22 protein-coding genes, 2 tRNA genes and 1 pseudogene are annotated in these 26,646 nt (G+C 47.9%); 10 read left to right on the plus strand and 15 right to left on the minus strand.

The genetic code is table 11. The annotated features are described in order from the left end of the window. Window positions 1-13 precede the first annotated feature (13 nt). The 4 genes from HMPREF2726_RS04100 to HMPREF2726_RS04115 form a co-directional block, all read right to left on the minus strand. The gene (locus HMPREF2726_RS04100) at window positions 14-1,291 is read right to left on the minus strand and encodes an O-antigen ligase family protein (RefSeq protein WP_070602288.1); all 1,278 of its coding nucleotides are present in this window, start codon (window positions 1,289-1,291) and stop codon (window positions 14-16) included. A gap of 15 nt (window positions 1,292-1,306) precedes the next feature. Further along, window positions 1,307-2,479 carry a glycosyltransferase gene (locus HMPREF2726_RS04105; RefSeq protein ID WP_070602290.1) on the minus strand — a complete coding sequence of 391 codons (1,173 nt, stop codon included), beginning with the start codon at window positions 2,477-2,479 and terminating at the stop codon, window positions 1,307-1,309. Window positions 2,480-2,605: 126 nt separating this feature from the next. Beyond that, window positions 2,606-4,039 carry a lipopolysaccharide biosynthesis protein gene (locus HMPREF2726_RS04110; protein ID WP_070602292.1) on the minus strand — a complete coding sequence of 478 codons (1,434 nt, stop codon included), beginning with the start codon at window positions 4,037-4,039 and terminating at the stop codon, window positions 2,606-2,608. 164 nt (window positions 4,040-4,203) lie between these two features. Further along, a complete protein-coding gene (locus tag HMPREF2726_RS04115; RefSeq protein WP_039862706.1) occupies window positions 4,204-5,511 on the minus strand; it encodes a nucleotide sugar dehydrogenase in 1,308 nt (435 codons plus the stop codon). A gap of 27 nt (window positions 5,512-5,538) precedes the next feature. Between HMPREF2726_RS04115 and HMPREF2726_RS04120 the strand changes: the two genes are divergently transcribed. Beyond that, the gene (locus HMPREF2726_RS04120; protein ID WP_246827854.1) at window positions 5,539-5,799 is read left to right on the plus strand and encodes a hypothetical protein; all 261 of its coding nucleotides are present in this window, start codon (window positions 5,539-5,541) and stop codon (window positions 5,797-5,799) included. A 218-nt stretch (window positions 5,800-6,017) separates the two neighbouring features. On the opposite strand, the gene ribD is transcribed toward HMPREF2726_RS04120, so the two are convergent. From ribD to HMPREF2726_RS04155, 7 genes are all read right to left on the minus strand, one after another. Continuing rightward, the gene (gene ribD, locus HMPREF2726_RS04125; protein WP_070602297.1) at window positions 6,018-7,115 is read right to left on the minus strand and encodes a bifunctional diaminohydroxyphosphoribosylaminopyrimidine deaminase/5-amino-6-(5-phosphoribosylamino)uracil reductase RibD; all 1,098 of its coding nucleotides are present in this window, start codon (window positions 7,113-7,115) and stop codon (window positions 6,018-6,020) included. Between the two features lie 64 nt (window positions 7,116-7,179). After that, a complete protein-coding gene (locus tag HMPREF2726_RS04130; RefSeq protein ID WP_009310898.1) occupies window positions 7,180-7,710 on the minus strand; it encodes a hypothetical protein in 531 nt (176 codons plus the stop codon). Between the two features lie 40 nt (window positions 7,711-7,750). Continuing rightward, entirely contained in the window at window positions 7,751-8,212 is a 462-nt protein-coding gene (gene nrdR, locus HMPREF2726_RS04135) for a transcriptional regulator NrdR (protein WP_003776195.1), read from the minus strand. Between the two features lie 135 nt (window positions 8,213-8,347). Then, window positions 8,348-9,190, minus strand: a complete 843-nt coding sequence (locus HMPREF2726_RS04140) for a class II glutamine amidotransferase (protein WP_003769129.1) — start codon at window positions 9,188-9,190, stop codon at window positions 8,348-8,350. A 416-nt stretch (window positions 9,191-9,606) separates the two neighbouring features. Continuing rightward, on the minus strand, window positions 9,607-10,794 hold the full coding sequence (gene ccsB, locus HMPREF2726_RS04145) for a c-type cytochrome biogenesis protein CcsB (protein WP_070602299.1): 1,188 nt from the start codon (window positions 10,792-10,794) through the stop codon (window positions 9,607-9,609). Continuing rightward, the gene (locus tag HMPREF2726_RS04150) at window positions 10,784-12,802 is read right to left on the minus strand and encodes a cytochrome c biogenesis ResB family protein (protein WP_148132468.1); all 2,019 of its coding nucleotides are present in this window, start codon (window positions 12,800-12,802) and stop codon (window positions 10,784-10,786) included. The genes ccsB and HMPREF2726_RS04150 overlap by 11 nt, the downstream gene beginning before the upstream one ends. Window positions 12,803-13,045: 243 nt before the next feature. Then, entirely contained in the window at window positions 13,046-13,672 is a 627-nt protein-coding gene (locus HMPREF2726_RS04155) for a c-type cytochrome (protein ID WP_003759506.1), read from the minus strand. Window positions 13,673-13,872: 200 nt separating this feature from the next. Here HMPREF2726_RS04155 and yihA point away from each other — a divergent pair, with 200 nt between their 5' ends. Then, window positions 13,873-14,526: a ribosome biogenesis GTP-binding protein YihA/YsxC gene (yihA, locus tag HMPREF2726_RS04160; protein WP_009310901.1), complete on the plus strand. Its 654-nt coding sequence runs from the start codon at window positions 13,873-13,875 to the stop codon at window positions 14,524-14,526. 565 nt (window positions 14,527-15,091) lie between these two features. Here yihA and HMPREF2726_RS04165 read toward each other — a convergent pair. Next, entirely contained in the window at window positions 15,092-17,497 is a 2,406-nt protein-coding gene (locus HMPREF2726_RS04165; protein WP_070602301.1) for a penicillin-binding protein 1A, read from the minus strand. Between the two features lie 150 nt (window positions 17,498-17,647). Here HMPREF2726_RS04165 and pilM point away from each other — a divergent pair, with 150 nt between their 5' ends. The 8 genes and pseudogenes from pilM (at window position 17,648) to aroB (ending at window position 24,814) form a co-directional block, all read left to right on the plus strand. Further along, window positions 17,648-18,757: a type IV pilus assembly protein PilM gene (gene pilM / locus HMPREF2726_RS04170; protein ID WP_003776205.1), complete on the plus strand. Its 1,110-nt coding sequence runs from the start codon at window positions 17,648-17,650 to the stop codon at window positions 18,755-18,757. Between the two features lies 1 nt (window position 18,758). Further along, complete coding sequence (locus HMPREF2726_RS04175) at window positions 18,759-19,376, plus strand: PilN domain-containing protein (protein ID WP_003759517.1); 618 nt, start codon at window positions 18,759-18,761, stop codon at window positions 19,374-19,376. Continuing rightward, complete coding sequence (gene pilO / locus HMPREF2726_RS04180) at window positions 19,377-20,069, plus strand: type IV pilus inner membrane component PilO (protein WP_070602303.1); 693 nt, start codon at window positions 19,377-19,379, stop codon at window positions 20,067-20,069. It begins immediately after the preceding gene. A 17-nt stretch (window positions 20,070-20,086) separates the two neighbouring features. Further along, window positions 20,087-20,653, plus strand: a complete 567-nt coding sequence (locus HMPREF2726_RS04185) for a pilus assembly protein PilP (RefSeq protein ID WP_049223076.1) — start codon at window positions 20,087-20,089, stop codon at window positions 20,651-20,653. A gap of 17 nt (window positions 20,654-20,670) precedes the next feature. Continuing rightward, the gene (locus HMPREF2726_RS04190; protein ID WP_009310904.1) at window positions 20,671-22,806 is read left to right on the plus strand and encodes a type IV pilus secretin PilQ; all 2,136 of its coding nucleotides are present in this window, start codon (window positions 20,671-20,673) and stop codon (window positions 22,804-22,806) included. Between the two features lie 53 nt (window positions 22,807-22,859). Further along, window positions 22,860-22,972 (plus strand): annotated as a pseudogene (locus tag HMPREF2726_RS14355) (IS5/IS1182 family transposase); the annotation flags it as partial. A 164-nt stretch (window positions 22,973-23,136) separates the two neighbouring features. Beyond that, window positions 23,137-23,649: a shikimate kinase gene (locus HMPREF2726_RS04195; protein WP_049223704.1), complete on the plus strand. Its 513-nt coding sequence runs from the start codon at window positions 23,137-23,139 to the stop codon at window positions 23,647-23,649. 85 nt (window positions 23,650-23,734) lie between these two features. Next, a complete protein-coding gene (aroB, locus tag HMPREF2726_RS04200; protein ID WP_070602305.1) occupies window positions 23,735-24,814 on the plus strand; it encodes a 3-dehydroquinate synthase in 1,080 nt (359 codons plus the stop codon). Window positions 24,815-25,098: 284 nt separating this feature from the next. Here aroB and HMPREF2726_RS04205 read toward each other — a convergent pair. The 3 genes from HMPREF2726_RS04205 to HMPREF2726_RS04215 all read right to left on the minus strand — a co-directional run bounded on the left by HMPREF2726_RS04205 (window position 25,099) and on the right by HMPREF2726_RS04215 (window position 26,580). After that, window positions 25,099-25,174 (minus strand) — tRNA-Ala (locus HMPREF2726_RS04205). A gap of 6 nt (window positions 25,175-25,180) precedes the next feature. Then, window positions 25,181-25,257 (minus strand) — tRNA-Met (locus tag HMPREF2726_RS04210). A 165-nt stretch (window positions 25,258-25,422) separates the two neighbouring features. After that, a complete protein-coding gene (locus HMPREF2726_RS04215) occupies window positions 25,423-26,580 on the minus strand; it encodes a class I SAM-dependent methyltransferase (RefSeq protein WP_070602307.1) in 1,158 nt (385 codons plus the stop codon). Between the last annotated feature and the right edge of the window lie 66 nt (window positions 26,581-26,646).

The raw sequence follows: 26,646 nt of genomic DNA on the forward strand, positions 1-26,646 counted from the left end.
AGCGTGTTTTCTATCAAGGGGTATATCGGTACGCGTTGTAAGTTGCATCGCGCTGCGGCAGGACGCTGTACAAGAAAATCAAAAAGCAGGGCAGCCAGATGAAGGGCAGACGCAAAATGGTGGACGGGATGAAGCCCGCCAAAATAAACAGGCCGATTGCCGCCAAGCCGATGGCTTTTTGTTTGTTTCGCAGGTTTTGGCTTAAAAAGACGTTCATTGCATACCAAATGATGTAGCAGATGAAGCCGATTAAGGAAATGATGCCGAAGCCCAAATACAGTTCGATGATGAAGCTGTGCGGGTTTTCAAAACCGAGGCTGTCGCTCAAATGCCCGCCGAAGTATTCCTGAAAGTTTTTAGGGCCGTAGCCGTAAAGCAAAAGCGGCGGATTGCTCCAGAAGTAGTTATAAATTTCTTGGCGGTAACCGACCGAGTTGTCACTCTCCAAGTTGAACAGGAACAAATACAGGCGGGAAGAAATGTTTTCCAAAAAGACGTTGCCGTGCATCGAAAGCAGAAAGTCGGCAATGTATTGCTTCGGAATCATCGACAAAACCGCGCCTGCGACGCCGACGGTCAGCAGGGAGAACAGTCCGTTATTGCGGTAAATCAGGTTCAATAAGAACAAAATGATGTAACACATCGTCGCCGTGCGTGACGCACTGGCAAAAATAATCGCACCCAAACTCAAAAACAAAATCCAGCCGAACAGATGTTCTCTTTTGCTGACACCGATATTGAAAAATATCAAAACGGCAGGGGCGAAGCAGAGTGCGGTCGTACCCAAGTTGTTGGGGTTGAAGAAAAAGCCTTTAATAACGCCGGCTTCAATCGCCAAAATTTCGTCTGAGTTGACAAACTGTGTGCCGGTCAATACTTCGATAACGGGCGGGATAATGATAAAGGCGCAAAAGAAAATCAACAGCCTGCGTATGAAGCGCAAGGGGTTTTCGTGTCGGTTCAAAATCAGATACAGCAGATAAAACAAGCCGGCAACAGACAGGAAGAAAAAGCTATCCATGACCCTGACCGAATCCATCGGCGTGATGAGCAGGTGGATCGCGCTCCAGCCGGTCATCAGCCCGACAGCCACCAGCATGAGTCCTGCCTTGCTGTTGAATGTTTTGTTTTCTATGAAAAAAATCAGCAGGGTGGCAGGCACCAGTAAGAGGGTCAGCGGATTGTCGATACGCGGAATCCCCAGTTTATACGACAGCATCGGCCCCAACATGTAGGCGGTAACCATCGTATAAAGCATAGTAATGTATATATTTTGTTTTTTAATTTTCACGTTGCTTCCTGAAATTTAGGTCGTTCCAAGAGCTTTATTATATGCAGAAATGATTTGTTCGGTAACAGGACGCTCTCCAAATTCTTTCAGGCAGTTTTCGCGCAACAGGCGCGGGAGGTATTTTTTTCGGTTTCGATAGAGGGAGATAAGCGCCTCTGTCAGCGATTTTTGGTCTCCGACATCGACCAAAAGCCCGTTGGACGGATTGACGATAGTCTCAGGACCGCCACAGCGCGTCGCGATGACGGGCAATCCTTGCGCCAAAGCCTCGATGAACACGACGCCGAAAGTTTCGTGGCGGCTGGCCAATACGAAAGCATCGCTGTGATGCATCAAATCCAAGACTTCTTCGTTTTTCAGACGACCTTCAAAGATAACGTTGTCTTCCAAGCCCAAATCTTTTGCCAAACGGTGCAGCTTGAATTCTTCGTAGCCGCCCCCGCCGATTTTCAGCTTCAAGTTCGGATAGGCTTTGACTGCTTCGGCAAAGGCGGGCAGTAGGATGTCGTAGCCTTTTTTATGTTGCAGGTGTGCGACCGAGCAGAAGGTGAAGTCTTCGTTGGCGGGTTTGTCGGCAAGGTCTATCGGCGCTTCAAAGCTGGCGGACAGGATATTGGGAACATATTGCCACTCCAATCCTTGATATTCTTCTTTCAGCAGTTCGGCAAAGTCGCGGCTGACGGCCAAGCGGCAGGCGGCGTTTTGGGCGGCGGCATACATCAGCGGGCGCTGCCAGTTGCGGATAAGTTTGCGGGCATAGGTGGTGCTGTGTTCGGTAATGACATACGGGATGCCGGTGGCTTTGTGGATCTCGTAAGCAATAATGCCGCCGCTGTTGACGCAGTGTGCATGCAGGACGTCGGGCATGCCGTGGTCTGCAACGTATCGGCGGAACAGTTTCATACTGGCAGCAATTTCCCGTTTGCGGTCGATATACGGAATGCGCGGAAAGAAGAACATGCTGTCGTACACATAAGTCGATACGTCTTTGTCGATGTAGGTCCTTATTCCGTAATTTTTCGGGTTGAACGCAGTTTTCGCCTGAGTTCTGAACGAACGGAATATCGGTGCGACGACCCCTACTTTGACTCCGGAGCGTTGCAAGGCTTGTGCTTGCAGGCGGAAAAAGATTCCGTTGACGTCGTCCGGAGTGGATGGATACCAAGAAGGAATGATTAATGTATGCATGATAATACCTGTGTCGGATGTGTCAGCGTACACGCCGCATAGGTTGCGGACAGGGCACAAAATCAAAGATTCTCGGTGAGTAAGCGTTTTGTGGCGGCAAAATCAAAACTGCGTGCGGTATGGTTGTTATTGTGTTGAATGTTTTTTATTCAGACGACTTTTCACTGTCGATAAAGCTGAAGAAAGTTGCGTTTTGTATTTCAACGTCAGGGCAATCAAACCTGCCAGCCAGATTAAAGCAAAAATGTAATAGTTGCCGGTGTTGCCGAAGTAGGTATAGCTCAGGCACAAAATCAGGCAGAGTGCGGTATTGATATAAATTTGCCGGCAGGGCAGCTTTTGCCACATCCTTGAAGACAATTCGGTCTTAATGAGCATGAATACCCAAAAAGAAGTCGCGCTTGCCATTGCGGCACCCCGTGCGCCCAGTATTGGAACCAGCCAATATAGCAGGCCGAAGTTCAGCAGGAATGCCGCAATATTGACTGCGGTAATCAGCCAGGTTTTTTTGACGACGTTCAAGCCGATACCGGTCACTTCCGTCAGCGTATAGAACAAAGGAAACATCATGCACGACAGTAAAATAAACTGTACCGATGCATATTTACCGGGAAGAATCCAAGTGACCACCGGTGAAAAAATACCGATAAAGCAAACCATCGCGCTGATGAGCGCAGTCATCGACAGGGTAATGCCACCGATTTTGTCGAGGTTGGCGTTGTCTTCAACCCATTTGAACACCAATGGTGCCCATATGGTCGAGAACACGCTTTGGAAAATCAGGGCGACAGCGCCGAAGCTGACCGCCATCGAGTAAATCCCCAGTTGCTCCAAACTTGCCATTTCTTTCAAAACAAAGCGGTCGATAGACGTCAGCCCCCAGTAGGCGAGATTGCCGAATGCCAAAGGCAGTCCGTATTGCAGACCCATTTTGTGCAGCTTTGCCGACCAAGGCGAACGGATGGCGGCGGCCAAATCGGTTCGGGTTTGGTAGATCAATACAGCGACGGTCAGTATTTGGGCGGCGGTATAGGCAAAGACCAGGCTGGTGGTATGGGTTGGCAAGCCGATTAGGATGAAGAGCAAAACCAAAACCAAAATCAGGAATTTCGGTGTCAGCTGGCTGAGTGAGAAAGCAATTGCTTTTTCCTGCATCCGTAGGATGAGCGAGAAAAAGCGGATAAACAGGGTGGTCAGTAAAAAAACTAAAAACAGAATACCCAGCTTGGTGTTGTTCAAATTAAAAATAATTTTGGAAGGCCAAGAAGGATTCCACAAAAGTATCAGCAATACCCCGGCAATGCTCAAAACAAACGGGGACAGGCTGAAGGATTTGAACAGCGCGGCTTTGTCTTCGCTGACGTAGTATTCGCGGATATACGCCTGATCCAAGCCCAGCCCCAAAATCAGGATGGTCAGAGCGGATATGGTTTGCAGTAAGACGATACGGCCGATGTCTTCCGTAGGGTAGTACCATGAAATCAGCGGAAGCGAGAGGATGCCGAAAGCCGCACTGCCTATCGGACCCAAAGCATAGCCGAGTATTTTTCTTATATTCATAAATAGGAGGGATTTGTTGCCGCCAAGATTTTCAGACGACCTGAAAACGCAGCAGCATCATATAAATAAGGGCTTTCTTAGGTCGTCTGAAAACAAACGGTCTAAGAAAGCCGACTGCCTGCCGAAACCCGTCGGCAGGCAGTCTGCCTCAATCGTCAAAGGTATTACGCTTTCACGACTTTCGGGTTTTTCGCAGGGAACTTGCCGCGCGTATCGACAATCAGTTTGGCGTGTTCGGCAATCATGTCGTAGTCAAACTTATCGTGGTCGGTGGTCAGGACTACGCAGTCGTATTTCGCTACGGTTTCCGGCGTCAGCGGCTCGCTCTTCAGGTCGAAGTAGTGGTGGCCGGGGATGTACGGGAACTCAAGCACGTGCGGGTCAGAGTAGGAAATGTTTGCGCCCAATTTGTGCAGGCGGTCCATCACTTCCACAGACGGGCTTTCGCGCATGTCGTCCACATTTTTCTTGTAGGCGATACCCAAAACCAAGATTTTGCTGTCTTTGATGGAACGGTTGTGTTCGTTCAAAGCCAGGCCCACTTTGCTGATGACGTAGTCGGGCATGTGGGAGTTCACTTCGCCTGCCAACTCGATGAAGCGGGTGTTCACGCCGTATTCGCGCGCTTTCCAAGTCAGGTAGAACGGGTCGATGGGGATACAGTGTCCGCCCAAGCCCGGGCCGGGATAGTAGGCAACGAAGCCGAACGGTTTGGTTGCCGCGGCGGCGATGACTTCGTGAATATCGACATCCATTTTGTCGGCGACGATTTTCATCTCGTTCACCAAACCGATGTTCACGGCGCGGTGGATGTTTTCCAGAAGCTTGGTCAGCTCGGCGGCTTTGGTGGAGCTTACCGGTACGACTTTGTCGATGGCAGGCTGGTACAACGCGATACCGACTTCCAAACAGGCAGGGGTATGACCGCCGATGACTTTCGGGATGGTACGGGTTTCAAAATTCGGGTTACCCGGGTCTTCGCGTTCCGGAGAGTAAACCAAGAACACGTCTTTACCGACTTTCAAGCCGCCTTCCTCAACGCGCGGCAGCAATTCTTCTTCGGTCGTACCGGGGTAGGTGGTGGATTCCAAAGACAGCACTTGACCGGCGCGCAGGTAAGGTTTCACCGCGTCGGTAGTGTCGATAACAAAGCTCATGTCCGGCTCGCGGTATTTGTTCAACGGAGTCGGTACGCACAAAATCACGGCTTCCACTTCGCCGATGCGGGAGAAGTCGGTGGTGGCTTCAAACAGGCTGTTTGAAGCGGCGGCGATTTTCTCGGCAGGAATATGCTCGATGTAGGTTTCGCCTTTGTTGAGTTTGTCGACTTTGGTTTTGTCGATGTCGAAGCCCAAAACCTGATAACCGATGTCCACATAGCGGAGCATCAGTGGCAGGCCGACGTAGCCCAAGCCGACGATGCCGATTTTGGCGGTTTTATCTGCAAATTTCTGAATGGTAATATTTTTCATGACAAGTCTCATGTGATGGAAAAGGGCGTGCCGCACAGTGCAAAATGCCGCAGCAGAACCCCGGCCGGCAGTCATAAAAACAGCAGGGTCGGAATCCGTTTTGTCGGTGTCGAAAATAAATCTTTCCCTAAGATTGGTTTTGGACGTAAAAGTTTTGCATGTGCAAATGCAGCATTGCCCGACGATAATGGAGTGTTGGGAAATGTTTATGCAAATATTATAATCAAGCTGGGCGGTAAGATTTTGAATTGTATTATTTTTAGTGATTACTATACCGTTGGTGACTAAATATAATATCGGAAATACAAATAATTAATAAAAATTAGTATTAATATATTTGCGTAATTTAACCTAAAATTAATATTACTAAGGTATATGTTGAAGCGGTATTTGTAACGCTGGCAAGCAGATCGGGCGATACGGTCAAATATCGTTGCTTCTGACAAAAAGGTCGTCTGAAAACCAAAAATCAGTTTTCAGACGACCTTTGTTGTTTATGAATCAGCCTATTTTTTACGCAAAACCCATTTTACGTCCTGCCCGATCAGCTCTACCGAACGGCTTTCCCACTCGCCTTCCGAAGTCAAAACGGCAGGGTTGGCAGGGAGGGTGAGCAGGCTTCTGCCTTCGCCTAAGATTTTCGGCGCTTGGTACAACACGATTTCGTCTGCCAAGCCTGCTTCGATAAAGGCGGAGGTCAGCGTCGCGCCTGCTTCGACCATAATCTCGCCGTAACCCAGTTCTGCCAATTGGGGCAGCAGTGCGGCAAGGTCTATGCGTCCGTCTGCGTTTTCAGACGACCTTAAGATGCGGATATGATTGAACGCGCGGTATGGTTTGAGGCGTTCTTCATCATCAACGGCGGTTACGATGACGGTGGGGCTGAGGTCGTCTGAAACCATGTGGCTGTCCAACGGCGTTTGCAGTTTGCTGTCCAACACGATACGCGCAGGTTGGCGCAGGGTCGGGAAGGCGCGGACGTTGAGGCGCGGGTTGTCGGCAAGCACCGTGCCGATGCCGGTTAAGACGGCGCAGCTTTCCGCGCGTAAGGTTTGCACGTCCGCCCTTGCGGCTTCGCCGGTAATCCAGTAGCTGCGTCCGTCGGCGAGCGCGGTTTTGCCGTCCAGGCTGGCGGCGCATTTGATGCGGACAAACGGGCGGCCGCGTTCGATACGGGAAAGGAAGCCGCGGTTGAGTTCGCGCGCTTCGGTTTCCAGCAAACCGCTTTCGGTGCGGATGCCTGCGGCTTCGAGCATTGCCAAACCTTTGCCTGCCACCAAAGGATTGGGGTCGGTCATGGCGGCGACCACGCGCGACACGCCCGAGCCGATAAGAGCCTCGGCGCAGGGCGGCGTACGGCCGTAATGGCTACACGGTTCGAGCGTCACATAAGCCGTCGCTCCGCGCGCCATTTCGCCCGCCTGCCGCAGCGCATGCACTTCGGCATGCGGTTCGCCCGCTTTGACATGAAACCCCTGCCCGACGATTTGGCTGCCGTGTGCAATCACGCAGCCGACGCGGGGATTGGGGGAAGTGGAAAAACGCCCGAGCCGCGCAAGGGCAAGGGCGTTTTGCATCATTTGGGTATCAATACAATCAAACATAATTTGGATTTCTTAAAGTTTTCCGTTTTCAGACGACCTTCGCCGTGTTCCATTCGTCAAAATGCTAATGCGCCAAACTCACTTCTTTTAAAACGACGGACAAATCTTTCTGCCCCGCATGATGGCTGTACGCGCAAACGGTATAAATATTGGCTTCGTGAATGGCGATGCAGTATTGGTTGAACGTACCTTGCCGGTCTTCGCGGTCGGTTTGGTAATTCATGCGGTTGTCGGTGGCGATACCGACGCGGACATTTTGAGTTTCGTCCGATTGCAGGGCGGTTTTGAGTTCGGCGAAATAGGTTTTGGCATCCGTTTGCGCCGGGCCGTTGTTCGCTGCATAAATGGTAATGCGCGCTTCAGGGTCGTGTTGGAGCAGAATCAGGTTGGAGGCGGGAACGTTTTTCGGATGGCGAGCGGAATCGGCGATGATGTCGGAGAAGTGGCTGTTGTGGACAGAGATGGAAATTTTGCCGTCCATGCTCGTCAGCGTTTGAACCGTATCGGAGGCGACTTTCGACGCCGCATCGCCCTGTTCGGGGTTGCAGGCGGCAAGGCAGAATAGTGCGGCGGCTACGGATAAAACTCTTTTCATAAACATCCTCTTCATCATCAACACACCGCTTTCAGACGACCTATTTCCCGTCAGTCTGCACCAGCGTGGCGATTGCCTGAGTAAACTCGGACACGTCGTTGAAACTTTTATACACGGAAGCAAAACGGACATAAGCGACCTGATCGATTTTTGCCAATTCCTCCATCGCCATTTCCCCCACCATGCGCGACGGCACTTCCTTGTTGCCCGACTGATACAGACGCTGCTCAATCAGTGCGACCGTTTCATCGATTTTTTCCTGGGCGATCGGGCGTTTGTGCAAAGCCCGTTCCAAACTGGTTCTCAGCTTGTGCGGATTAAACGCCACGCGCGTACCGTTGGATTTAATCACCTGCGGCATCCGCATTTCGACCGTTTCAAACGTACTGAACCGCTGCCCGCACTCCACGCAACGGCGGCGGCGGCGGATGCTGTTCGTCTCTTCCAAGAGCCGCGAATCAGTGACTTGAGTATTGGGATGCTGACAAAACGGACATTTCATAAGTTTTTGAATTTATTTGTTTGTGAAACGGAATTGTAGCCGATTGAGCTATTCCCGTATAGTCGGTGGGTTTATTATGGGTTGAAGGGGTCGTCTGAAAACCTTGAATCTGGGTTTTCAGACGACCTCTTTGTTTTAAACGGATACGCCGACGGCGCGGGCGATTGCCAAGCCTTCTTCTACGCTCATATAGACGGGTTGTTCAGGACGGTCGCTGCGGGCGATGTCGCCTTGTCGGAACATGACCAGTTCGTCCACTGCCAGTTGCGACCAGGTTTCGTCGCGGGTCAGCGGTAAGGTGGCGATGACGGCGACTTTGTCGTTGGGGGTGGTGACTTCGGAAAAATCGACCATGACGTCGTCGTCCAAAAGCCGTGCTTTGCCGAACGGGGCTTTGCGTACGATGTAGTGCAAAAGCGTGCTGGCGTGGGCAAACAGGTTGTCGCCGTTGGACATAACGAAGTTGAACAGTCCGAAGCGGCGGATTTCGTGGGTAAGTGCGGCGAGGGCGTCGAATAGGGTGTCCGGGTCGGGCTTGGTGGCGAAGCGGCTGCGTAGGCGGTTGAGGATGTAGCAGAAGGCGCGTTCGGAGTCGGTGGTGCCGACGGCATGGTAATACTCGCCTTGTTCGGGGTAGAAATCGATTAAATGGCCGTTGTGTGCAAACAGCCAGTATTCGCCCCACATTTCGCGCATGAAGGGGTGGGTGTTTGCCAGCGAGGTTTGTCCTTGCGAGGCTTTGCGGATGTGGGCAATGACGTTTTCAGATTTGATTTGGTAGGCGCGAACGAGGTCGGCGACGGGCGAGGCGGCGCTGGGTTTGTCGTCGTGGAACAGGCGTACGCCTTTGCCTTCGAAAAAGCCGATGCCGAAACCGTCTGCATGGTGGTCGGTAATGCCGCCGCGGCGGCGGAAGCCTTCAAAGGAAAAGACGATATCTGTGGGGGTGTTACAGTTCATGCCGAGCAGTTGGCACATGATGTTGACCTTTGTTATTTTGATGTGGGGTTGAGGGTATAGTGGATTAACTTTAAACCAGTACGGCGTTGCCTCGCCTTGGCTCAAAGAGACATTCTCTAAGGTGCTGAAGCACCAAGTGAATCGGTTTCTGTACTGTCTGTACTGTCTTGCGGTTTCATCGCCTTGTCCTGATTTAGTTAAGCCACTATAGTAACGGGTAAATCGACGCAATGTACACGCGTTTTGCGTGATCGCCTTATAGATGGAATTATGGTGTATCGGAAGGGGTGTTTCAATAGGAAGGGGAGGGATATTGGGAGGTATTTTGTGTGATTTTATTGTGTTGTGGCTGATGGTGTGGAAAGGTCGTCTGAAATGCTTTGCGGGTTGCGCTAAAGCTTTTCAGACGACCTTTCTTTATTGTGCTTTGACGCTTACAAGGTGCCGTAAGAGTGCAGGCCGCTCAGGAACATATTGACGCCGATGAAGGCGAAGGCGGTAACGAACAGACCGATGACTGCCCACCATGCGAGGATTTTGCCGCGCCAGCCGGCGACGAGGCGCAGGTGCAGCCAGACGGCGTAGTTGAGCCAGACAATGAATGCCCAAGTTTCTTTCGGGTCCCAGCTCCAGTAGCGTCCCCATGCTTTGGCAGCCCACAGTGCGCCGAGGATAGTGGCGATGGTAAAGAATAGAAAGCCGACGGCGATGGCTTTATACATGACTTCTTCGATGACTTGCGAATGCGGCAGCCATGATTTTTTGCCGGCGTTTTCGTTTCTCAATGCCCAGAGTTCGGCGATGCCGAGCATGGCGGCGATACAGAATGCGCCGTAGCCGATGAAGTTGGCGGGGACGTGGATTTTCATCCACCATGATTGCAGGGCGGGAATCAGGGGTTGGATGGTGTGTGCTTCGCGGGAAAAGCTGTACCAAAGGACGAAGCCGACGACGATCGCCATGAAGCTGAAGACGAAGCCGCCGAGTTTTTGTACGGCGAAACGGGCTTCGTAGTAGAGGTACATCAGAGCGGTGATGACGAGGAAGAGGATGAAGACTTCGTAGAGGTTGGAAACGGGGATGTGTCCTGCGTCAGGGCGCAGGAGGTAGCTTTCGTGCCAGCGCACTAAAAGTCCGGTAAAGCCTGCGACGGCGGACACCCAGGCGAATACGGAACCCATGCCGAGCAGGGTATTGGTGGCGACGTTTTTGCGTTGTGCCAACACGGCGCCGGTGATATAGGCGAAGAGTGCGAAGAAAACGAAGGCGCATTGCCACATAATCGCGGACTGGCTGCTGAGGAAGTATTTGAGCAGGAAGCCGTCGGCGTGTGTGATGTCGCCATCGTAGAGCATGACGGCGCCGTATGCGAGGACGGCACACAAGGGGGCAAACCAGCGCATGGGTTTGAAAAACCAGCCTAAAAAGACGGTAATGCCTGCGCTTGCCCACAAAATCACCATTTCGTAGATGTCCATGGCGTGCTGAATGCGGGTTTGGGCGAAGAATGCGCCGGCTGCGGTCAGGAGGGCGAATAGGCAGTCGACCGTGTTCAGGGACTTGAGGAACGATTTGTGCGTCAGCAGCTCGTGTTCGGGTAGGGGATTATGGTTATGCGTCATGGTTCAAATCTTTCGCCAGTCGTTGCAGGCTTTGTGTATGTTGCGGAAACTCTTTTTGCAGGTCGCGCTCGTTGCGGCTGGAAGACATGGCAAAGCGGATGCGGTCGTCTGAAAACAGAACCCACGCGCGTTTCTCGCGGATGTAGAACATAAATATCGTGCCGAGAACCAGCAAAACAGAGCCTAAATAGACTAAAAATGCACCGGGCGAACGGGTCATTTGCAAGCCGGAGGAGCGGACTTCTTCAAAGCCGTCCAGTTGCAGGAGCATGGGGGCGGGGTATTCGGTCAGGCCGGTATAGGCGTCCATGCTGTGCAGCAGGAAGCGGTTGCGCGCTTCGTCTTGAGACCATGTGGGCAGCTTGTATTTTTGGATGGTTTCTTCCAATACGGCGTTCATGACGCCGAACAGCATTTCGTAAAAATATCCCTGCATTTTTTCCTGCTGCGCTTTGGGGATGTTTTTGGTGATAAATTCGTCCAACGCCAAATAGCCGCCTTTCGCAAAAATGCCCAAGGTGTTTTCGGCGGCAAGGGTGAATTGCTCGCGGATGTTGTCGGGCGCGTTCAAGGTCGCGTTGCGGATGACGGCTTTGCGTGCGGCTTCGTCTTTCAAGAGTTCGCGCATCGCCATGAAGGTGTAGGGTTTGAAAGTCTTATCGGCAGGAATGCGCAGCCAACGGGATTGCTGTTCCAGACCTGTGCGCGTACCGGTGATGAAGAAATAATCCTGATCCTGCTTGACGGGCAGCATATAGTTTTTATATTCGACAGCCTGACCCGCTTTGTCGCGGATTCGGTAAACAACGGATGGGCCGATGTTGGTGTATTTTTTGTCTTCTTGAGAGACGGCGCGCACGTCGTTAATCGCTGATTGCAGGGTTTGCTCTTTTTCAGACGACTTGCTCATGTCTTCCACGTTCATAGACGTGAATTGGTCAAACTCCAGTTTGTAGGACGTATTGCCGATGTCGAGCGGGAAGTCGCGCATAGATGTCGCCCTGAGCGTTACCGGCTCGCGGCTGGGATTGCCCAAATTCCAGGCTTTGAACTTCAAATCGGATCCCCCGTCGGCAAAGCTCGCTTGATAGATGGTGATGCCGTGCAGCGTCAGCGGATGGTTGACGCGGATGGTGTGTTCCGATTTTTTGCCGCTTTCCTTGTCGGTAATTTCCAAATCGCTGGCAAAATCACGCGGCATCCCGGTATTGTAAAAGTCGATGTGGAATTTCTTCAGCTTCACTTCAAACGGCAAATCCTGAACCAGCATCCCGTTGTCGGCATTGAGGAAGACCACGTCCGCGCTTTGCCCTTCGGTAATGTTCACATTGCCGCGGAACGACAGGTTCGACGTACCCAAAATGCTTTCCGGTTTGAAGTCTTTGGCATAGACGGAATGATTGTCCGGCACGACGCGTCCGGTCAGCATACCGATTTTCAGTAGGAGGTTGCTGTCTATCAAGCCGCCCAAGCAAATCACAATCAGCGCGGTATGGGCAAAAATGTAGCCCCACTTGTTCATCGCCCCTTTTTTGGCGGCAACCAAAACCGATCCGTCTTCGCGCGTTACGGTTTTGCAGCTGAAGCCTTGTACTTCGAGATAACGCCGGGCAATTTCAGACGACATCTTGCCTTCCAACACAGTCGAATGGCGCATCGCCGCTAATGATTTTTCTTTGGCGTTTTCACGGAACGATTTGATTTCGCGGAGAAAAGGCGGAACATTGCGAATCAGGCACAAGCTGGTCGATATCACCAAAAACATCATGATGACCACAAACCAAGCGGACGCATAAACATCGTACAAGCCTAAAAAGTTGAAAATCTGCGACCAAAACGGACCGAATTTCACAACATAATTGACCTGCGGCTGGTTTTGCTGCAACACCGTCCCGATAACCGAAGCGACGCCCAGAAGACTGAGCAAGGCAACGGCAAAACGCATGGAGCTTAAAAAAGCGAACCAAGGTTTGTGGATAAGGGGGACGGATGAAGAGGATTTGCTCATAGCGGTTTGATTTGATAAAGAATACGGGGATGGTCGGGATTCGGAAGAGGCCCGATTATCGAACGGCACAAAAAATAGACATGATGGGGCAAAAAGCCAAAGGCTGCCATTTGAAAATACTTATTGCCTCAAAAGCGGCGGCATACCATCGCACAAGGTCGTCTGAAAACAACTGCCCAAGGGCAAGCGTTTTCAGACGACCTTGATATTCACATCATCCGCAAACAGACGGATTGATAGGAATCAATGCAGACCTTGGATGAAGTTGGAAACCGCATTCAACTCTTCTTCGGTCAGGCGTTTGGCAATATCTTCCATAATCGCGTTTTTGCGTTGTCCGGATTTATAAGCCTTCATTTGATCGACCACATAAGACATATGTTGGCCGCCTAAGCGCGGATATGCGCCGATTTCGGTACCGCCGCCCGGAATACCCGCGCCGCTGGGGCCGTGGCAGGACATACAGGCAGGAACTTTTTTATCCACCAAACCGCCTCGGTAGATTTTGCCGCCCAAAACAGGATCATTTTGTTTCGGGTTAGCCTCGCCGGATTTGGCCTGTTGTTTGGCATAGAATGCGGATACATTCAGAATGTCTTGCTCGGACAGGTTCATCACCATAGGTTTCATCACAGCGGCGGAACCGTTTGTACGTTTGCCTTCTTTAATATCCAAGGTTTGACGGTAGATATAGGCACTGTGTTGCGCGGCGAGCTTTGGATACATGGCGATGCCGCTGTTGCCGTCCGCCGCATGACATGCCGCACAAATGGTAGTAGCCACTTCTTTGCCTTTTGCAATATCCGCTTTCGGGGCAGCGACAGCCGCACCGGCAGCCAAAACCAAGGCCGCTAAAGTCAATCGTTTCATGGAGTGCTCCTGATTACAGCATTGCATACCGCGACAATGCCTTTTTTATACTCAAAACGCCGGATAAATTTTACCCGATAAAAACCGATAATTCTATAAACGTGCTATTCTATACTAGATTTACATTAAATTACTACCATGTTTCGCAACATGAACACGGCAAATTCCGCCACTCCGTCTCAGGGAACAAGGAAATACGGATGAACCTCTTTCAGAACGCCAAATTCTTCACCACCGTCAACCATCTCAAAGACCTGCCCGACACACCCGCAGAAATCGCATTTGTCGGACGCAGTAACGCAGGCAAATCCAGCGCGATCAATACCCTGACCAACCATGTCCGGCTCGCTTACGTCTCCAAAACGCCGGGACGAACCCAACACATCAATTTCTTCGAATTGAGCAATGGCAGCTTCATGGTGGATTTGCCTGGCTACGGTTATGCGCAAGTTCCCGAAGCCATCCGTACGCATTGGGTCAAACTCTTGGGCGACTATCTCCAACAACGATGCCAGCTCATCGGCTTGGTGTTGATTATGGATGCGCGCCACCCTTTGAAAGAGCTAGATTTGCGGATGCTGGACTTTTTCCATATCACCGGCCGCCCTGTGCATATTTTGTTGTCGAAAGCCGACAAGCTGTCGAAAAACGAGCAAATCAAAACTTTAGGCGCAGTCAAAAAAACGCTCAAGCCCTATATGACCCGTCAACGCATCAGCGTACAACTGTTTTCCAGTCTTAAAAAGCAAGGGATCGAAGAAGTTAACCAAGTCGTCGGCGAATGGTTTGCTACGCATCAAGAAGAAATGGACAACTTGAATATCGGAAATCCGGAAAATTCCGAGCCATTGTAATCGGTCGTAGTATTATCTGCATTGACGGGACGCAAATCCGTTTATTGTCTTGCAGGGTGAGGGAACAAAATCATCTTGCTGCTGTGTATGTTGCTTTAAAATAGATAAACCCGAAAAGGTCGTCTGAAAATGTTGGATCATGTTTCAGACGACCTTGTTGTTTTTATAGTGGATTAACTTTAAACAAGGACGGCGTTGCCTCGCCTTGCCGCACTATCTGTACTGTCTGCGGCTTCGTTGCCTTGTCCTGATTTAAAGTTAATCCACTATACATTTCGTTTGATTGATGGGGTGAGTGGAAGGGGCAGAATCTAGTGTGGTGAGGTAATTTGAAATCAAGGGGTAGGGGATAGGTTTGATGAGCAGTGCAGATGACATGAAACTGGTTTTTTAGCATTTGGGGAAACTCTCCGCTTTAGGCTCGGATGAGGCAATGCTGTATCGGTTTAAAGTGAATTTTTCCATCTTGTTTCACATGACAATGAATTGAGATTGTGCTGCCATATATAAAAAGGTCGTCTGAAATTCCTGATTCGGGTTTCAGACGACCTTTTGACCGGTGTAATTAGAACAGTGAGTCTAATTGTCGATTGTTAACATTGCTTGGCTGTACCGGCGTTTCTTGCAAATCACCGCGACCGCGGTCTCCGCCATCCCGATCGCTATCAGGCGTTGCGGCAGTGTTGGCATTGGCCGGGCGTTGTTGTCGGGAAGGTTGTTGTGCAGGGCGTGGAACGGTACCGCTATTGTCCAAAGTGATATCGGAGCTGGTGGTCATGCGTTCTTTCATATAGTATTCGCCGCCGCTGTTCACGATACCTGCCGGTGCTTTCATGCCTTTGTTTTCTACGCCTTTGAGCGCGAAGCGCATGTAATCTACCCAGACTGGAACGGCAATCGTGCCGCCGTAACCTGCGCGGCCCATGCTGCGCGGTTTGTCGAAGCCGATGTATACGGCAGTGACAATACTTGGGTTGAATCCAACGAACCATGCATCTTTATTGTCGTTCGTCGTACCGGTTTTACCGGCGATATCGGAACGGCCAAGTGCGGAGGCACCTCGCGCAGTACCGACACGGACAACGTCCTGCATGATTTTGTACATGATGTATGCGTTACGCGGGTCGATGGCTTGAGGAGCGTTTTCGCCTGCAACAAGAGGTTGCATTTGTGCTTTCAGACGACCTTCGTTGTCATAAATCTTGTCGATGACGTATGCGGAAATTTTGTAACCGCCATTGGCAAAGACGCTATATGCTTCAGCGACACGCAATGGTGTTGTTTCACCGGTACCAAGCGCCATAGACAGGCTGGCAGGGATTTCGGACGGTTTGAAGCCGAAACGTTGGATGTATTGTTGTGCGTATCCGATACCGATGGACATCAAGATTCGGATGGAAACCATGTTTTTAGAGGCGGTCAATGCTTGGCGCAGGGTGATATAGCCTGCATAACGGCCGTCTGAGTTTTTAGGATTCCAAGCAGAACCATTGGCACCTTTACCCGGCAGGGAGAGTGGTGCGTCATTAATCATGGTGGATGCTGTCATGCCTTTGGCGAGTGCCGCAGAGTATACGAAAGGCTTAAAGGTAGAACCTGGTTGGCGCATGGCTTGAGTGGCTCGGTTAAATGTCTTGCTGTGGAAGTCATAACCGCCGACCAATGCACGCACGGCACCTGTTTTTGCATCTAATGAGACCAGAGCGCCTTGTAGTAGAGGTTCTTGAACGACAGACCAATTGTTGCCGCCGCCTTTGACACGGATGACGGAACCGCGACGAATACGGTCGTCTCCCATTTTTTCGTTGTTGACTGCACGGGCTGCAAAGCCCAGTGCGTAGCTGTTCAGATTGAATCTTTTTCCGCTAGGTAGTTGAATCAGAACTCCTTTTTTAGAGGCCTCCAAGACAACGGCAGGAACCATTTTGTCAACCGTATATAAAGTAGAAAGATATTGGCTAATCGTTTCTTCTACGTCATCAGTTTTGCTGAGGTCGATGTAGTTCTCTGCGCCGCGATAACTGCTGCCTCTGTCGAAATTACGCAACGCTTTTCTAAGGGCTTCAGTAGCAACACGTTGGTTGGCAGTATTGACGGTTGTGTAGACCTTAAAGCCTTGGGTGTATGCGTCCTCGCCATATTTTTCATACAACTCTTGGCGTGCCATTTCAGCAACATACAAAGCGTTTTGGTCGATGTTTTGCACAAAACGTTCATAATGCAGCTCTTCTTTCAAAGCTTGATCGCGTTGTTGTGCAGTAATCATATTTTCTTCCTGCATGTTTCGCAGGATGTAGGCTTGGCGCTGTTTAGCGCGCTCGGGGTTAACGATGGGGTTATACGCTGAAGGCGCTTTAGGTAGGCCTGCCAGCATGGATGCTTCAGCCAAAGTCAAATCTTTCACGTTTTTGTTGAAATAGATTTGAGCGGCAGAGGCAAAACCGTATGCCCGTTGACCCAAATAGATTTGGTTGAAATACAGTTCTAAAATCTGATCCTTACTAAGCGTCTGTTCGATTTTATAGGCCAATAGGGCTTCATTGAATTTGCGGGTAAATGTACGCTCGTTACTCAAGTAGAAGTTCTTTGCTACCTGTTGAGTAATGGTACTGGCACCTGATTGCAAACCGCCGGCGACTACGTTGCCGATAGCGGCACGGGCAATGCCTACTACGTCTACGCCCCAGTGCTCATAGAAACGTTTATCTTCTGCGGCAATAACAGCGTCTTTCAAAACCTTTGGAAAATCTCCAATTTTTGTAAACTCCCGGCGCTGTTCACCGTAAACCCCAATAATCTGACCGTCGGCAGAATATACTGTGAGGGGCATTTTGGGTTGGTAGTGTTGTAAAGAATCAAGAGCAGGCAACTTGGGGTATGTGACCAAAATCGCAATAGCGAGCAAGCCGACACCGAAGAGTGCCAATCCTAATATCAAACCAAGACAGGTCGTTATAATCTTTTTAATCATGACTAAGTAATAATTTTTGCCATCACTGGCATTAAATAAAGTAAAATAGAAACCGATTTCTGTGAAACACAGTATTTACTGTGCAAAGAAAAAGAAATCCTTTACGGATATCGAAACAGTTACTCACTCCTAACAATACAGGGAAATTATATGATTAGCTTATCAAAAAGCCCTAAAAGCAAAACCAGCAAGGCAAGTAAAGCTTCCGGAGGGTTAAGCAACCGAGCCGCTATCGGCATCGACATCAGCCAGCATGCCATTAAGATGGTTCAGCTGACAGGCCGTAGTTTAAACCAAATTCAGCTAGAAAAATACGTTATTACCAAATTACCTAAAAATATTGTAAAAGGTAACAAAATCCAAGATTACGACCAACTTGTCACCTATTTGCAACATACTTATACGCAATTGCGCAGTTCTTGTAAGAACTTTGTTGCAGCTGTACCACAAAGCTTGGCAACAATAGAGAACATAACTTACAACCCTCGCGATACCGAACTTGATTTGGACGAGTTTGCTGAATCTGAAATTTCAGCAATCGGTCCTATTGATGAAATGAGTTATGACTATCAGGTGACCGGCGTATCCGTTTCCCCGGCGGGGCAGCAGATTACAACCGTAGCAGCTAGAAAAGACGATATTGAGCCTGTTATTGAAATGTTTGAAAATGCAGGGCTTGATCTGTCTGCCTTAGATTTGGATCTTTTGGCTCAGAGAAATGCCTATGCTTTTTGGATTAATAATCATGCACCTGAATTGACTAATGAAAAAGTTGCCGTATTTGGCATTCATGCTACCCAAATGTACGCATTGGTGATGCAAAACGGACAGATTTTGTATAAACAAGAGACTCCTGTCAGTACGGAACAGTTGAATCAACTGATTCAGCGTACTTATCAAGTGACAGAAGAAAAAGCGGCGCAGATGATAGCTTCATCCAGCAAACCATCTGATTATCAGACCCAAGTCGCAGATCGCTTTAACGTTCAGGTAGCGCAAGAAATCCAACGTGTATTGCAGTTTTACTACACTACGCAGACGACAGAGACCTTCTCAAACATTAAACATATTTTATTAACTGGGTTTGCATCGCAACAGGCTGGATTGGCAGAAAGTATTTTTTCTCAAACCAATACTGCGACACAGTGTATTCACCCGGTTTTATATGCTGAACGAAACAATAAAATTGATTTGCCGCAGCTGCAAATTGATGCACCGTCTTTAACATTAGCATTCGGATTAGCATTAAGGGGATTGTAATATGATCGAATTTGTTAAAATTAACCTTCTTCCTTATAGGGAAGAAATCAAACAGCGCAAAAAGCAACAATTTAAAGTATTAATGCTTTCGGCGTTATTGATAGGTGCAGGTCTGCTTGTGTTGACATATTTGACAATTAATAATGCAATCAGCAGACAGGAAGACCGTAATGCCCTTCTAGGGAAGGAAATTGAAAAGCTGGATAAAGCTTTGGGAGAAATTCTAAAACTGCAGCAAGAAAAAGAAAATTTCCTATCAAAAAAACAAAAAGTAGAAGAGTTACAGGAAAAACGTTCACAGGCTGCCTATATCATCGACAGCTTAAATGTAGTTACTCCCGATAACTCTTATCTGACAGCGTTGGAAGCAGAAAGTTCGACATCTTACAAAATTACGGGTCGAGCAAGTAGTGATAATAAGATTGCAATGTTTATGCGTTCTTTACCAAGTACCGGGGTTTTTGCTCAGCCAGAACTTTTGAGTATTAAGAAAATTGATAATTATCAAGAATTTACTCTGAAGGTTTTGTTGAATAATTCAGGTCATCCATCAGTACCCGTACAAAATCCAGCCGCGAACACGACTGAAACTGGCGAACAGAAGCAAGAGGTAAAATAAATGTCTGTAAGTAAAGCAAAAAATATTGATATCCAAAACCTCTATTTGTTAAATATGCCTGCTAAGTTATTTATCGCAGGGTTGGCAATAGCGGGGGTCTTGGCAATAGGATATGTTGGTATTTTCAAAGAGCAACTCGAAACACTTTCTACGCAGGAAGCTAAAGAAGCCGAACTAAAGGAAACATATAAGAAAAAAAGTATTGAGGCTGTTAATTTGCATAATCTTCAGGAGGAGTTGGCGTCTATCCGTTCAGCTTTTGATGTTTTGTTGAAACAACTGCCGACAGATGCCGAAATTCCTAATTTAATCCAAGAATTGCATCAGGCTGGATCCGCTAATGGTTTGCGGTTGGATAGTGTTGTGCCTCAAGCTCCGGTTAATGATGGTCCAATTCAAAAGTTACCCTATGAAATTTCCATTACGGGTAAGCATAATCAGATTAGCCAGTTTGCTCGTGATGTCGGAGGTTTATCGCGAATCATTACTTTGGAATCTCTGAAGCTCTCCCAAGCAGCAGACGGAAAAAGTGGTAAAGAGGGCAAAAGTGATATTTTGACACTGAGTGCCACTGCAACAACTTATAAGGCTCGTCCTGCAGAAGAAGTTGCTGCCGAGCTTGCAGCCAAACAGAAGGAGGCACAGGCTAACGGAAGTGATGCGCAGAATGGTGCTGAAGTTGACAATAAATAAAAGTTATTAGGGAAATCATGAAAAATACTATCTTACTCGTAGGTGTTTTGTCTTTAGCAGCATGTTCCCCCACCCATGATGATTTAAATATGTGGATAAAACAGACGCAAGATGAAGCTAAAATTAAGGTTACTCCATTTCAAGCACCGACGATTACTCCGCCAGTTGCATATACCCCTCCGGCATATAATGGGTTAAATGCGTTTGACTATCGACGTTTGGAAAATGCACCCAAGGGGAATAATGCTCCTAATTTGAATCGTCAGAAAGAGACATTGGAAGCATTTAGTTTGGAAAATATGCGTTATGTCGGTATTCTGCGTGGTAATAATAAGACATCTGGTTTTATCGATGTAAATGGACATGTTTATACCGTTATGCCGGGCAACTATATCGGTCAGAATTACGGTAAAATCCAAACGATTACTGAGGATAAAATTACTTTGACTGAATTAATAGAAGACAGTTCTGGTAACTGGATATATCGAAAGGCTGAATTGCCGTTAAGTACACAGTCAGATGAAGGTTCAAGTGGTGCTTCGACAGCTGAATCTCGAAGCGAATCTGCCGCAATTCCAAATTAATTAAGGGGTCTCACTTTATGAAAACTAAGCACATGACAAAATTTTTTGCCAGTATTGGCGTAGCCATGGCTGTGCAAACTGCTTTTGCAGGTAATATTACTGATATTAATGTATCTACTCTTCCTGATAGTCAAAAAATTATCAAAATCCGTTTTGATCGTGATGTAACCAGTCCGAGCGGTTTTGTTACTTCGGCTCCAGCTAGAATTGCACTTGATTTTGCTAACACTACTATTCGGTTGCCTCAATCAGTATTGGAGTATGCCGATCCGTTATTAAATCAGATTACGGCGGCACAAAATAATGACCGTTCCCGTATTGTGTTGGGTTTGAATAAAACTGCCCAATATAATACTGAAATTCATGGTAATGAAGTTTGGGTTTTTGTTAGTGAGTCAGCTGACCGAAATTCTGCAATGTCTGTATCAAATAATAAGCCTTCTATGCAGGATTCTGTTCCGTCAGAAAAAGCAAAGCAAGTCGCTAATTCCGCTAATATCGACTTCCGTAAAGGCTCGCGCAATTCAGGTATTGTTGAATTAAGCGTTCCGGCTTTTACTGGACAGCCTGATATTAAACAACAGCGTGATCGTGTCATCATTACATTGAAAAACTATCCGTTGCCAACACAAGCACAACGTAGTTTGGATGTAGGCGATTTTAATACACCGGTAAAAAATATCACTTTAAAACGCATCGGTAATGATACTCAGCTGATTATTCGAAATAGTGCAAACTGGGAAGTTCGTACTAAGCCGGCAGCAGGGCATTTTACTTTTGAAATTTTACCTAAAGCCGCTGATACGGAGTCACGTGGTTTGAATGGTGGTAATGCAAATAAATCTTTCAATGGTCGTAAAATTTCTCTAGATTTCCAAGATGTTGAAGTTCGTACTATTCTGCAGATTCTTGCAAAAGAGTCAGGCGTCAATATTGTGGCTAGCGATACGGTAAATGGTAAGATGACTTTATCCCTCAAGGATGTGCCTTGGGATCAGGCATTGGACTTGGTAATGCAAGCCCGTAATTTGGATATGCGTCGTCAAGGTAATATCATCAATATTGCTCCACGTGATGAATTGTTGGCGAAGGATAAGGCCTTCTTGCAAGCAGAAAAAGAAATTGCAGAGCTTGGTCCTTTGTATTCGCAAACCTTCCAATTGAAATATAAAAATGTGGAGGAGTTCCGCAAAATCCTTCGTTTGGAAGATAATGGAAGTAGCAATTCCAATGGTCGCAATACCTTGTTGAGCGGCCGAGGCAGTGCTTTGATTGACCCCGCAACGAATACCTTGATTGTTACAGATAATCGGAACGTCATCGAGAAATTCCGTAAATTGATTGATGAGTTGGATGTTCCTACACGCCAAGTTATGGTTGAAGCGCGCATTGTAGAAGCAAAAGATGGATTCTCACGCGATTTGGGCGTTAAGTTTGGTGCTGCTGGTGCAAGAGGAAGAAACTCTTGGGGTAATGATTGGTCAAGTGCTCAGAATAACCACAATACTAACGCCTCAGTGTTCCGCGGAGAGTCTGCTTATCCAACTTGGTCTTTGCAGCCTAACGTAAGTTTGCCTGCTACAGCGGCGACGAACAGTATCGCTTTAGTACGAGCCTTGTCATCTGGTGCATTAGGTTTGGAAATCTCTGCTTCTGAAGCAACTGGTAAGAGCAAAACCATTTCTAATCCTCGCGTTCTGACTCAGGATCGTCGAGAAGCTACGATTGAATCCGGTACCGAAATTCCTTACCAAGAAGCTTCTTCAAGCGGTGCGACTTCGGTTTCATTCAAAAAAGCGGTTTTGGGTCTGACAGTTACTCCTAATGTAACTCCGGATGGTCAAATTATTATGACCGTTAAGATCACTAAAGATACCCCGGTCGACTGTACTGTAGATTCTTTGATAACCAAGTGTATTCAGACTAAGAACTTGAATACTCAGGCTATGGTTGAAGATGGTGGCACTTTGATCGTTGGTGGTATCTATGAAGAGGACAATAGCGATACCATCAATAAAGTTCCATTGCTTGGTGATATTCCTGTAGTAGGAAACTTGTTTAAATCACGAGCCAAGAAAGAAGAACGACGCGAATTGTTGATTTTCATAACGCCTCGCATTATGGATGGCGTGGGTAGTAATTTGCGTTATTAAGTGATGCAATAAAACCGGGTAGATGTCTTTTGGATATCTGCCCGGTTTTTATTTATAGTGGATTAAATTTAAATCAGGACAAGGCCGACGAAGCCGCACAGTACAGACAGTACAGCAAGGCAAGGCAACGCCGTACTGGTTTAAAGTTAAGCCACTATATTCAATTTGATGGTCAGGATTTGTGCGTCAAATATAATAGCCAAAGACTTTTAGAAGTCTGAAATTAAAAACAATTAGAATCAACGGATTAAAAATCGGAGCATGGTGTTTGCAGACACGAGTTTGGAAGGGTGGCACAAATAATGCTGAGTATCGTATAAAATGCTTTTTATGGAAAAAATCAACGGTAATTTAATATTAATTGGCTTGATGGGTGCAGGGAAAACCACTTTGGGGCGGTATATTGCCCAAATGTTGGATCGTCCGTTTTATGATAGTGATCATGAGATTTGTACGACATCAGGTGTCTCTATCCCCATCATCTTTGAGATGGAAGGTGAGCAAGGGTTTCGCAATCGAGAGACTGCTATGCTCAAGAAATTGACTGCGATGAAGGATATTATTTTATCAACAGGAGGAGGGTCGGTTTTGCGTGAGGAAAACAGGCAAAATATGCGACGAAATGGTACGGTCGTGTATCTTCATGCCTCGCCTGAGGTTCTGTTAGAGCGGACCCGTTATGATAACGGCCGCCCTTTGTTGCAGGTAGAGAACCCGCTTGCTAAGTTGCAAGAGCTCTATAATGCCCGTGATCCTTTATATCGAAATACTGCGCACATTGTGATCGAGTCCGACAGCTGTGCAAAAACGGTGAAACGGTTGTTTGAGGCGTTAAATCGATAATAGATTTGTTATCAGTGAGTAACGATATAGGTTTTCAGACGACCCTAAATGAGAGCCAGGAACTAAAGATTAAAAAGGAATCAAAATGCGTACCCTGACCGTTCAAACTCCCTCCCATCAGTATCCTATTTTTATCGGAAATCATCTTATTGAACAAGCTGATGTTTTATTAAAGCCATATTTAAGTAATAAGGTGGCTATTGTTACGAATGAGACGATTGCGCCCTTATATCTAGAATCTTTTCAGACGACCTTGGATAGATTAGGTATTCCCAGTTTCAGTATTACTCTGCCTGATGGGGAAGAATATAAAAATTGGCAAACGCTCAATCTTATTTTTGACGGTTTAATGCAAAATAGGGCAGAGCGCAAAACGACCTTGATCGCATTGGGAGGAGGGGTCATTGGCGATATGGTTGGTTTTGCGGCAGCAACTTATCAACGTGGCGCCCCATTTATCCAAGTACCGACTACATTGTTAAGTCAAGTCGATTCCTCAGTTGGCGGTAAGACGGCAATCAACCATCCGCTTGGGAAAAACATGATAGGCGCGTTTTATCAACCTAAGGCTGTACTGGCGGACTTATCTACGCTTAAAACGCTTCCGCAACGCGAATTATCTGCCGGTATGGCAGAGGTCATTAAATACGGCGCGCTTGGCGATATTGAGTTTTTTGAGTGGTTAGAGCAGCACATGACCGATTTAATGATGCAGGATCAGGAGAAACTTGCGCAGGCTGTGTACCATTGTTGCAAAATGAAAGCTGAGATTGTGGCTCAAGATGAGACAGAACAAGGGATTCGTGCATGGTTGAATCTGGGGCATACTTTTGGGCATGCTATTGAAGCAGAAATGGGTTATGGCGTGTGGCTGCATGGTGAAGCGGTAGCTGCGGGATGCGTGTTGGCAGGACGGTTATCCGAGAAACTGGGTAAAATTCATGAGGCAGATACGCTTCGTATTGCAGCATTGCTTGAGGCTGCAAAATTACCATCAGCACCGCCGAAGTTTGAATTTGAAAAATGGATAGAGCACATGAGTCATGATAAAAAAGTGAGTGGCGGCGTCATGCGCTTTATTGGTTTGGATCGTCTGGGTAAGGCAAACATTACGAAGGTTACAGATATGGAAATTTTGCGCCAAACCTTGAGTCCGTATCTATAACGGTCAAGTAAGTAATGTCTTTAGAATGCGTCCATAACTTCATATAAAACAAAACAAGTTAGCACTACGATATAAGAGGCTGCCAAGATAATTGCATCATGGCAGCCTCTTGAAAATAAGGGAAAGTGATGACGTTGTGAACAGAGAGGGGGGTGTGAGGCCAATCGGTTTTTTGTATTTGGTACTTAGAAAATTGATTGCTTGGAATATGTGTCGTGTTGTTAATCTATGATAGAGCCAATAAATATAAAAAAGACCTTGTTTTAAACAAGGTCTTTTTTATCTGGTGGAGGTAAGCGGGATCGAACCGCTGACCTCTTGCATGCCATGCAAGCGCTCTACCAACTGAGCTATACCCCCGAAATTTGGTGGCGAATCAGGGACTCGAACCCCGGACACAAGGATTATGATTCCTCTGCTCTAACCGACTGAGCTAATTCGCCGTTTCGTGAAGTCGCTATTATATGTTGTTTTGAGTTTTTGGCAAGTTTTATTTTGTACTTTATGTTTTGTTTTTGTTTTTTAATGGAATAAAACATGGATGAGGTCGTCTGAAACGGTGTTTCAGATGGCCTGTGTGTTTGGAGGATGGTTTGAGGTGGGGGATTTCAAAGTTTGTGGCAGATGTCGCCGAAGCGGAAACCTGTCCAGTCGATGCCGATGTTTTTGCCAAAGGCGATGACTTTGAAGAGTTCCCCCATTTCGTGCTGGTCGGTCAGTTTTTGTACGGAGGTGCTGGTACGGAGGTAGTCTGCCGTGCCTGGAGGGGCGGTTTGTGCCAATAGGTCGATAATGCCTAGGTTGAATAGGAAATGGGACTGGGGCAGGTAGCCGATGAGGTCTAGCCCGCCGTCGGTGCCTGCTTGGGCAATATCGGTAAAGTTGACGTGTGCGGTCAGATCAGTCAGGCCGATATGGAAAAACGGGTCGTGAACGGTGTGGTGGCGGTAGTGGGCGATGAGTGTGCCTTCGTCGCGTTGCGGGTGGTAATACTGGGCGGCGTCAAAACCGTAGTCGATAAATATCATGCCGCCGCGTGTGATTTTCTGCGCGAGGGTGAGAATAAAGGCGTATTGGGCGGGGTGTAGCTCGCTGGTGTACGGGTGTTTGGTTTCGGGAAAGTAGGTGGCGGCTAAACAGAGGAGGTCGGGTTGGTTTAAGGGTTGCGGACTTTGTTCGAGCTGTCCGTCGGAGTTGATGGAGACGCCGATATGTTGAAAGGTATTTTGGGTGCGGCGGATGATTTCAATGGGCATAGCATCTAGGACTTCATTGCCGATGATGATGCCGTCGAAGGATTCGGGCAGTTCGGTCAGGTGGATGACTTTTTGTGCCAGTTGCGGGGTGGTGTGTTCGGCGATGAATTGGCGTTGGCGTTCAGCAAGCTCGGGGGAGAGTTCGATGATGTAGTAATGCTTGAGGTCGTCTGAAAGACTTTTCAATAGGGTGGCGGCGAGATGTCCTGTGCCTGCGCCGAATTCGTAGATGTTGCCGGCGGTTTTCGGGAGTAGCTCGGCGAGTTGCCGGGCGAGGGTTTGTCCGAATAATGGGGTGAGGGTGGGGGCGGTGATGAAATCGCCTTCTGTGCCGATTTTGTGGCTGCCTCCGGTGTAGTAGCCGTATTCGGGTGTGTAGAGTGCAAGCTCCATAAATCGTGAGAAAGGAATCCAATTATTTTGGGCTTTTATTTCCTGTGTGATGATTTCGAATAGTTTGGAACTTGAGGCTTGCGCGGCAGGGGGGGGGAGGGGGGGGTGTGCCTTCATAATTGTTAGATAATGTAAAATTTATGAATTTATTTGTCTATTATAACGTGAACGGAAAAGGGGCGT

Source organism: Neisseria sp. HMSC074B07, from assembly GCF_001810355.1.
Taxonomy (GTDB): domain Bacteria; phylum Pseudomonadota; class Gammaproteobacteria; order Burkholderiales; family Neisseriaceae; genus Neisseria.

Coding starts and splice junctions, on each gene's coding strand:
- HMPREF2726_RS04105 (WP_070602290.1), bottom strand. CDS start 2,479: ATGCATACATTAATCATTCCTTCTTGGTATCCATCCACTCCGGACGAC.
- HMPREF2726_RS04110 (WP_070602292.1), bottom strand. CDS start 4,039: ATGAATATAAGAAAAATACTCGGCTATGCTTTGGGTCCGATAGGCAGT.
- HMPREF2726_RS04115 (WP_039862706.1), bottom strand. CDS start 5,511: ATGAAAAATATTACCATTCAGAAATTTGCAGATAAAACCGCCAAAATC.
- ribD (WP_070602297.1), bottom strand. CDS start 7,115: ATGTTTGATTGTATTGATACCCAAATGATGCAAAACGCCCTTGCCCTT.
- HMPREF2726_RS04130 (WP_009310898.1), bottom strand. CDS start 7,710: ATGAAAAGAGTTTTATCCGTAGCCGCCGCACTATTCTGCCTTGCCGCC.
- nrdR (WP_003776195.1), bottom strand. CDS start 8,212: ATGAAATGTCCGTTTTGTCAGCATCCCAATACTCAAGTCACTGATTCG.
- HMPREF2726_RS04140 (WP_003769129.1), bottom strand. CDS start 9,190: ATGTGCCAACTGCTCGGCATGAACTGTAACACCCCCACAGATATCGTC.
- ccsB (WP_070602299.1), bottom strand. CDS start 10,794: ATGACGCATAACCATAATCCCCTACCCGAACACGAGCTGCTGACGCAC.
- HMPREF2726_RS04150 (WP_148132468.1), bottom strand. CDS start 12,802: ATGAGCAAATCCTCTTCATCCGTCCCCCTTATCCACAAACCTTGGTTC.
- HMPREF2726_RS04155 (WP_003759506.1), bottom strand. CDS start 13,672: ATGAAACGATTGACTTTAGCGGCCTTGGTTTTGGCTGCCGGTGCGGCT.
- yihA (WP_009310901.1), top strand. CDS start 13,873: ATGAACCTCTTTCAGAACGCCAAATTCTTCACCACCGTCAACCATCTC.
- HMPREF2726_RS04165 (WP_070602301.1), bottom strand. CDS start 17,497: ATGATTAAAAAGATTATAACGACCTGTCTTGGTTTGATATTAGGATTG.
- pilM (WP_003776205.1), top strand. CDS start 17,648: ATGATTAGCTTATCAAAAAGCCCTAAAAGCAAAACCAGCAAGGCAAGT.
- HMPREF2726_RS04175 (WP_003759517.1), top strand. CDS start 18,759: ATGATCGAATTTGTTAAAATTAACCTTCTTCCTTATAGGGAAGAAATC.
- pilO (WP_070602303.1), top strand. CDS start 19,377: ATGTCTGTAAGTAAAGCAAAAAATATTGATATCCAAAACCTCTATTTG.
- HMPREF2726_RS04185 (WP_049223076.1), top strand. CDS start 20,087: ATGAAAAATACTATCTTACTCGTAGGTGTTTTGTCTTTAGCAGCATGT.
- HMPREF2726_RS04190 (WP_009310904.1), top strand. CDS start 20,671: ATGAAAACTAAGCACATGACAAAATTTTTTGCCAGTATTGGCGTAGCC.
- HMPREF2726_RS04195 (WP_049223704.1), top strand. CDS start 23,137: ATGGAAAAAATCAACGGTAATTTAATATTAATTGGCTTGATGGGTGCA.
- aroB (WP_070602305.1), top strand. CDS start 23,735: ATGCGTACCCTGACCGTTCAAACTCCCTCCCATCAGTATCCTATTTTT.
- HMPREF2726_RS04215 (WP_070602307.1), bottom strand. CDS start 26,580: ATGAAGGCACACCCCCCCCTCCCCCCCCCTGCCGCGCAAGCCTCAAGT.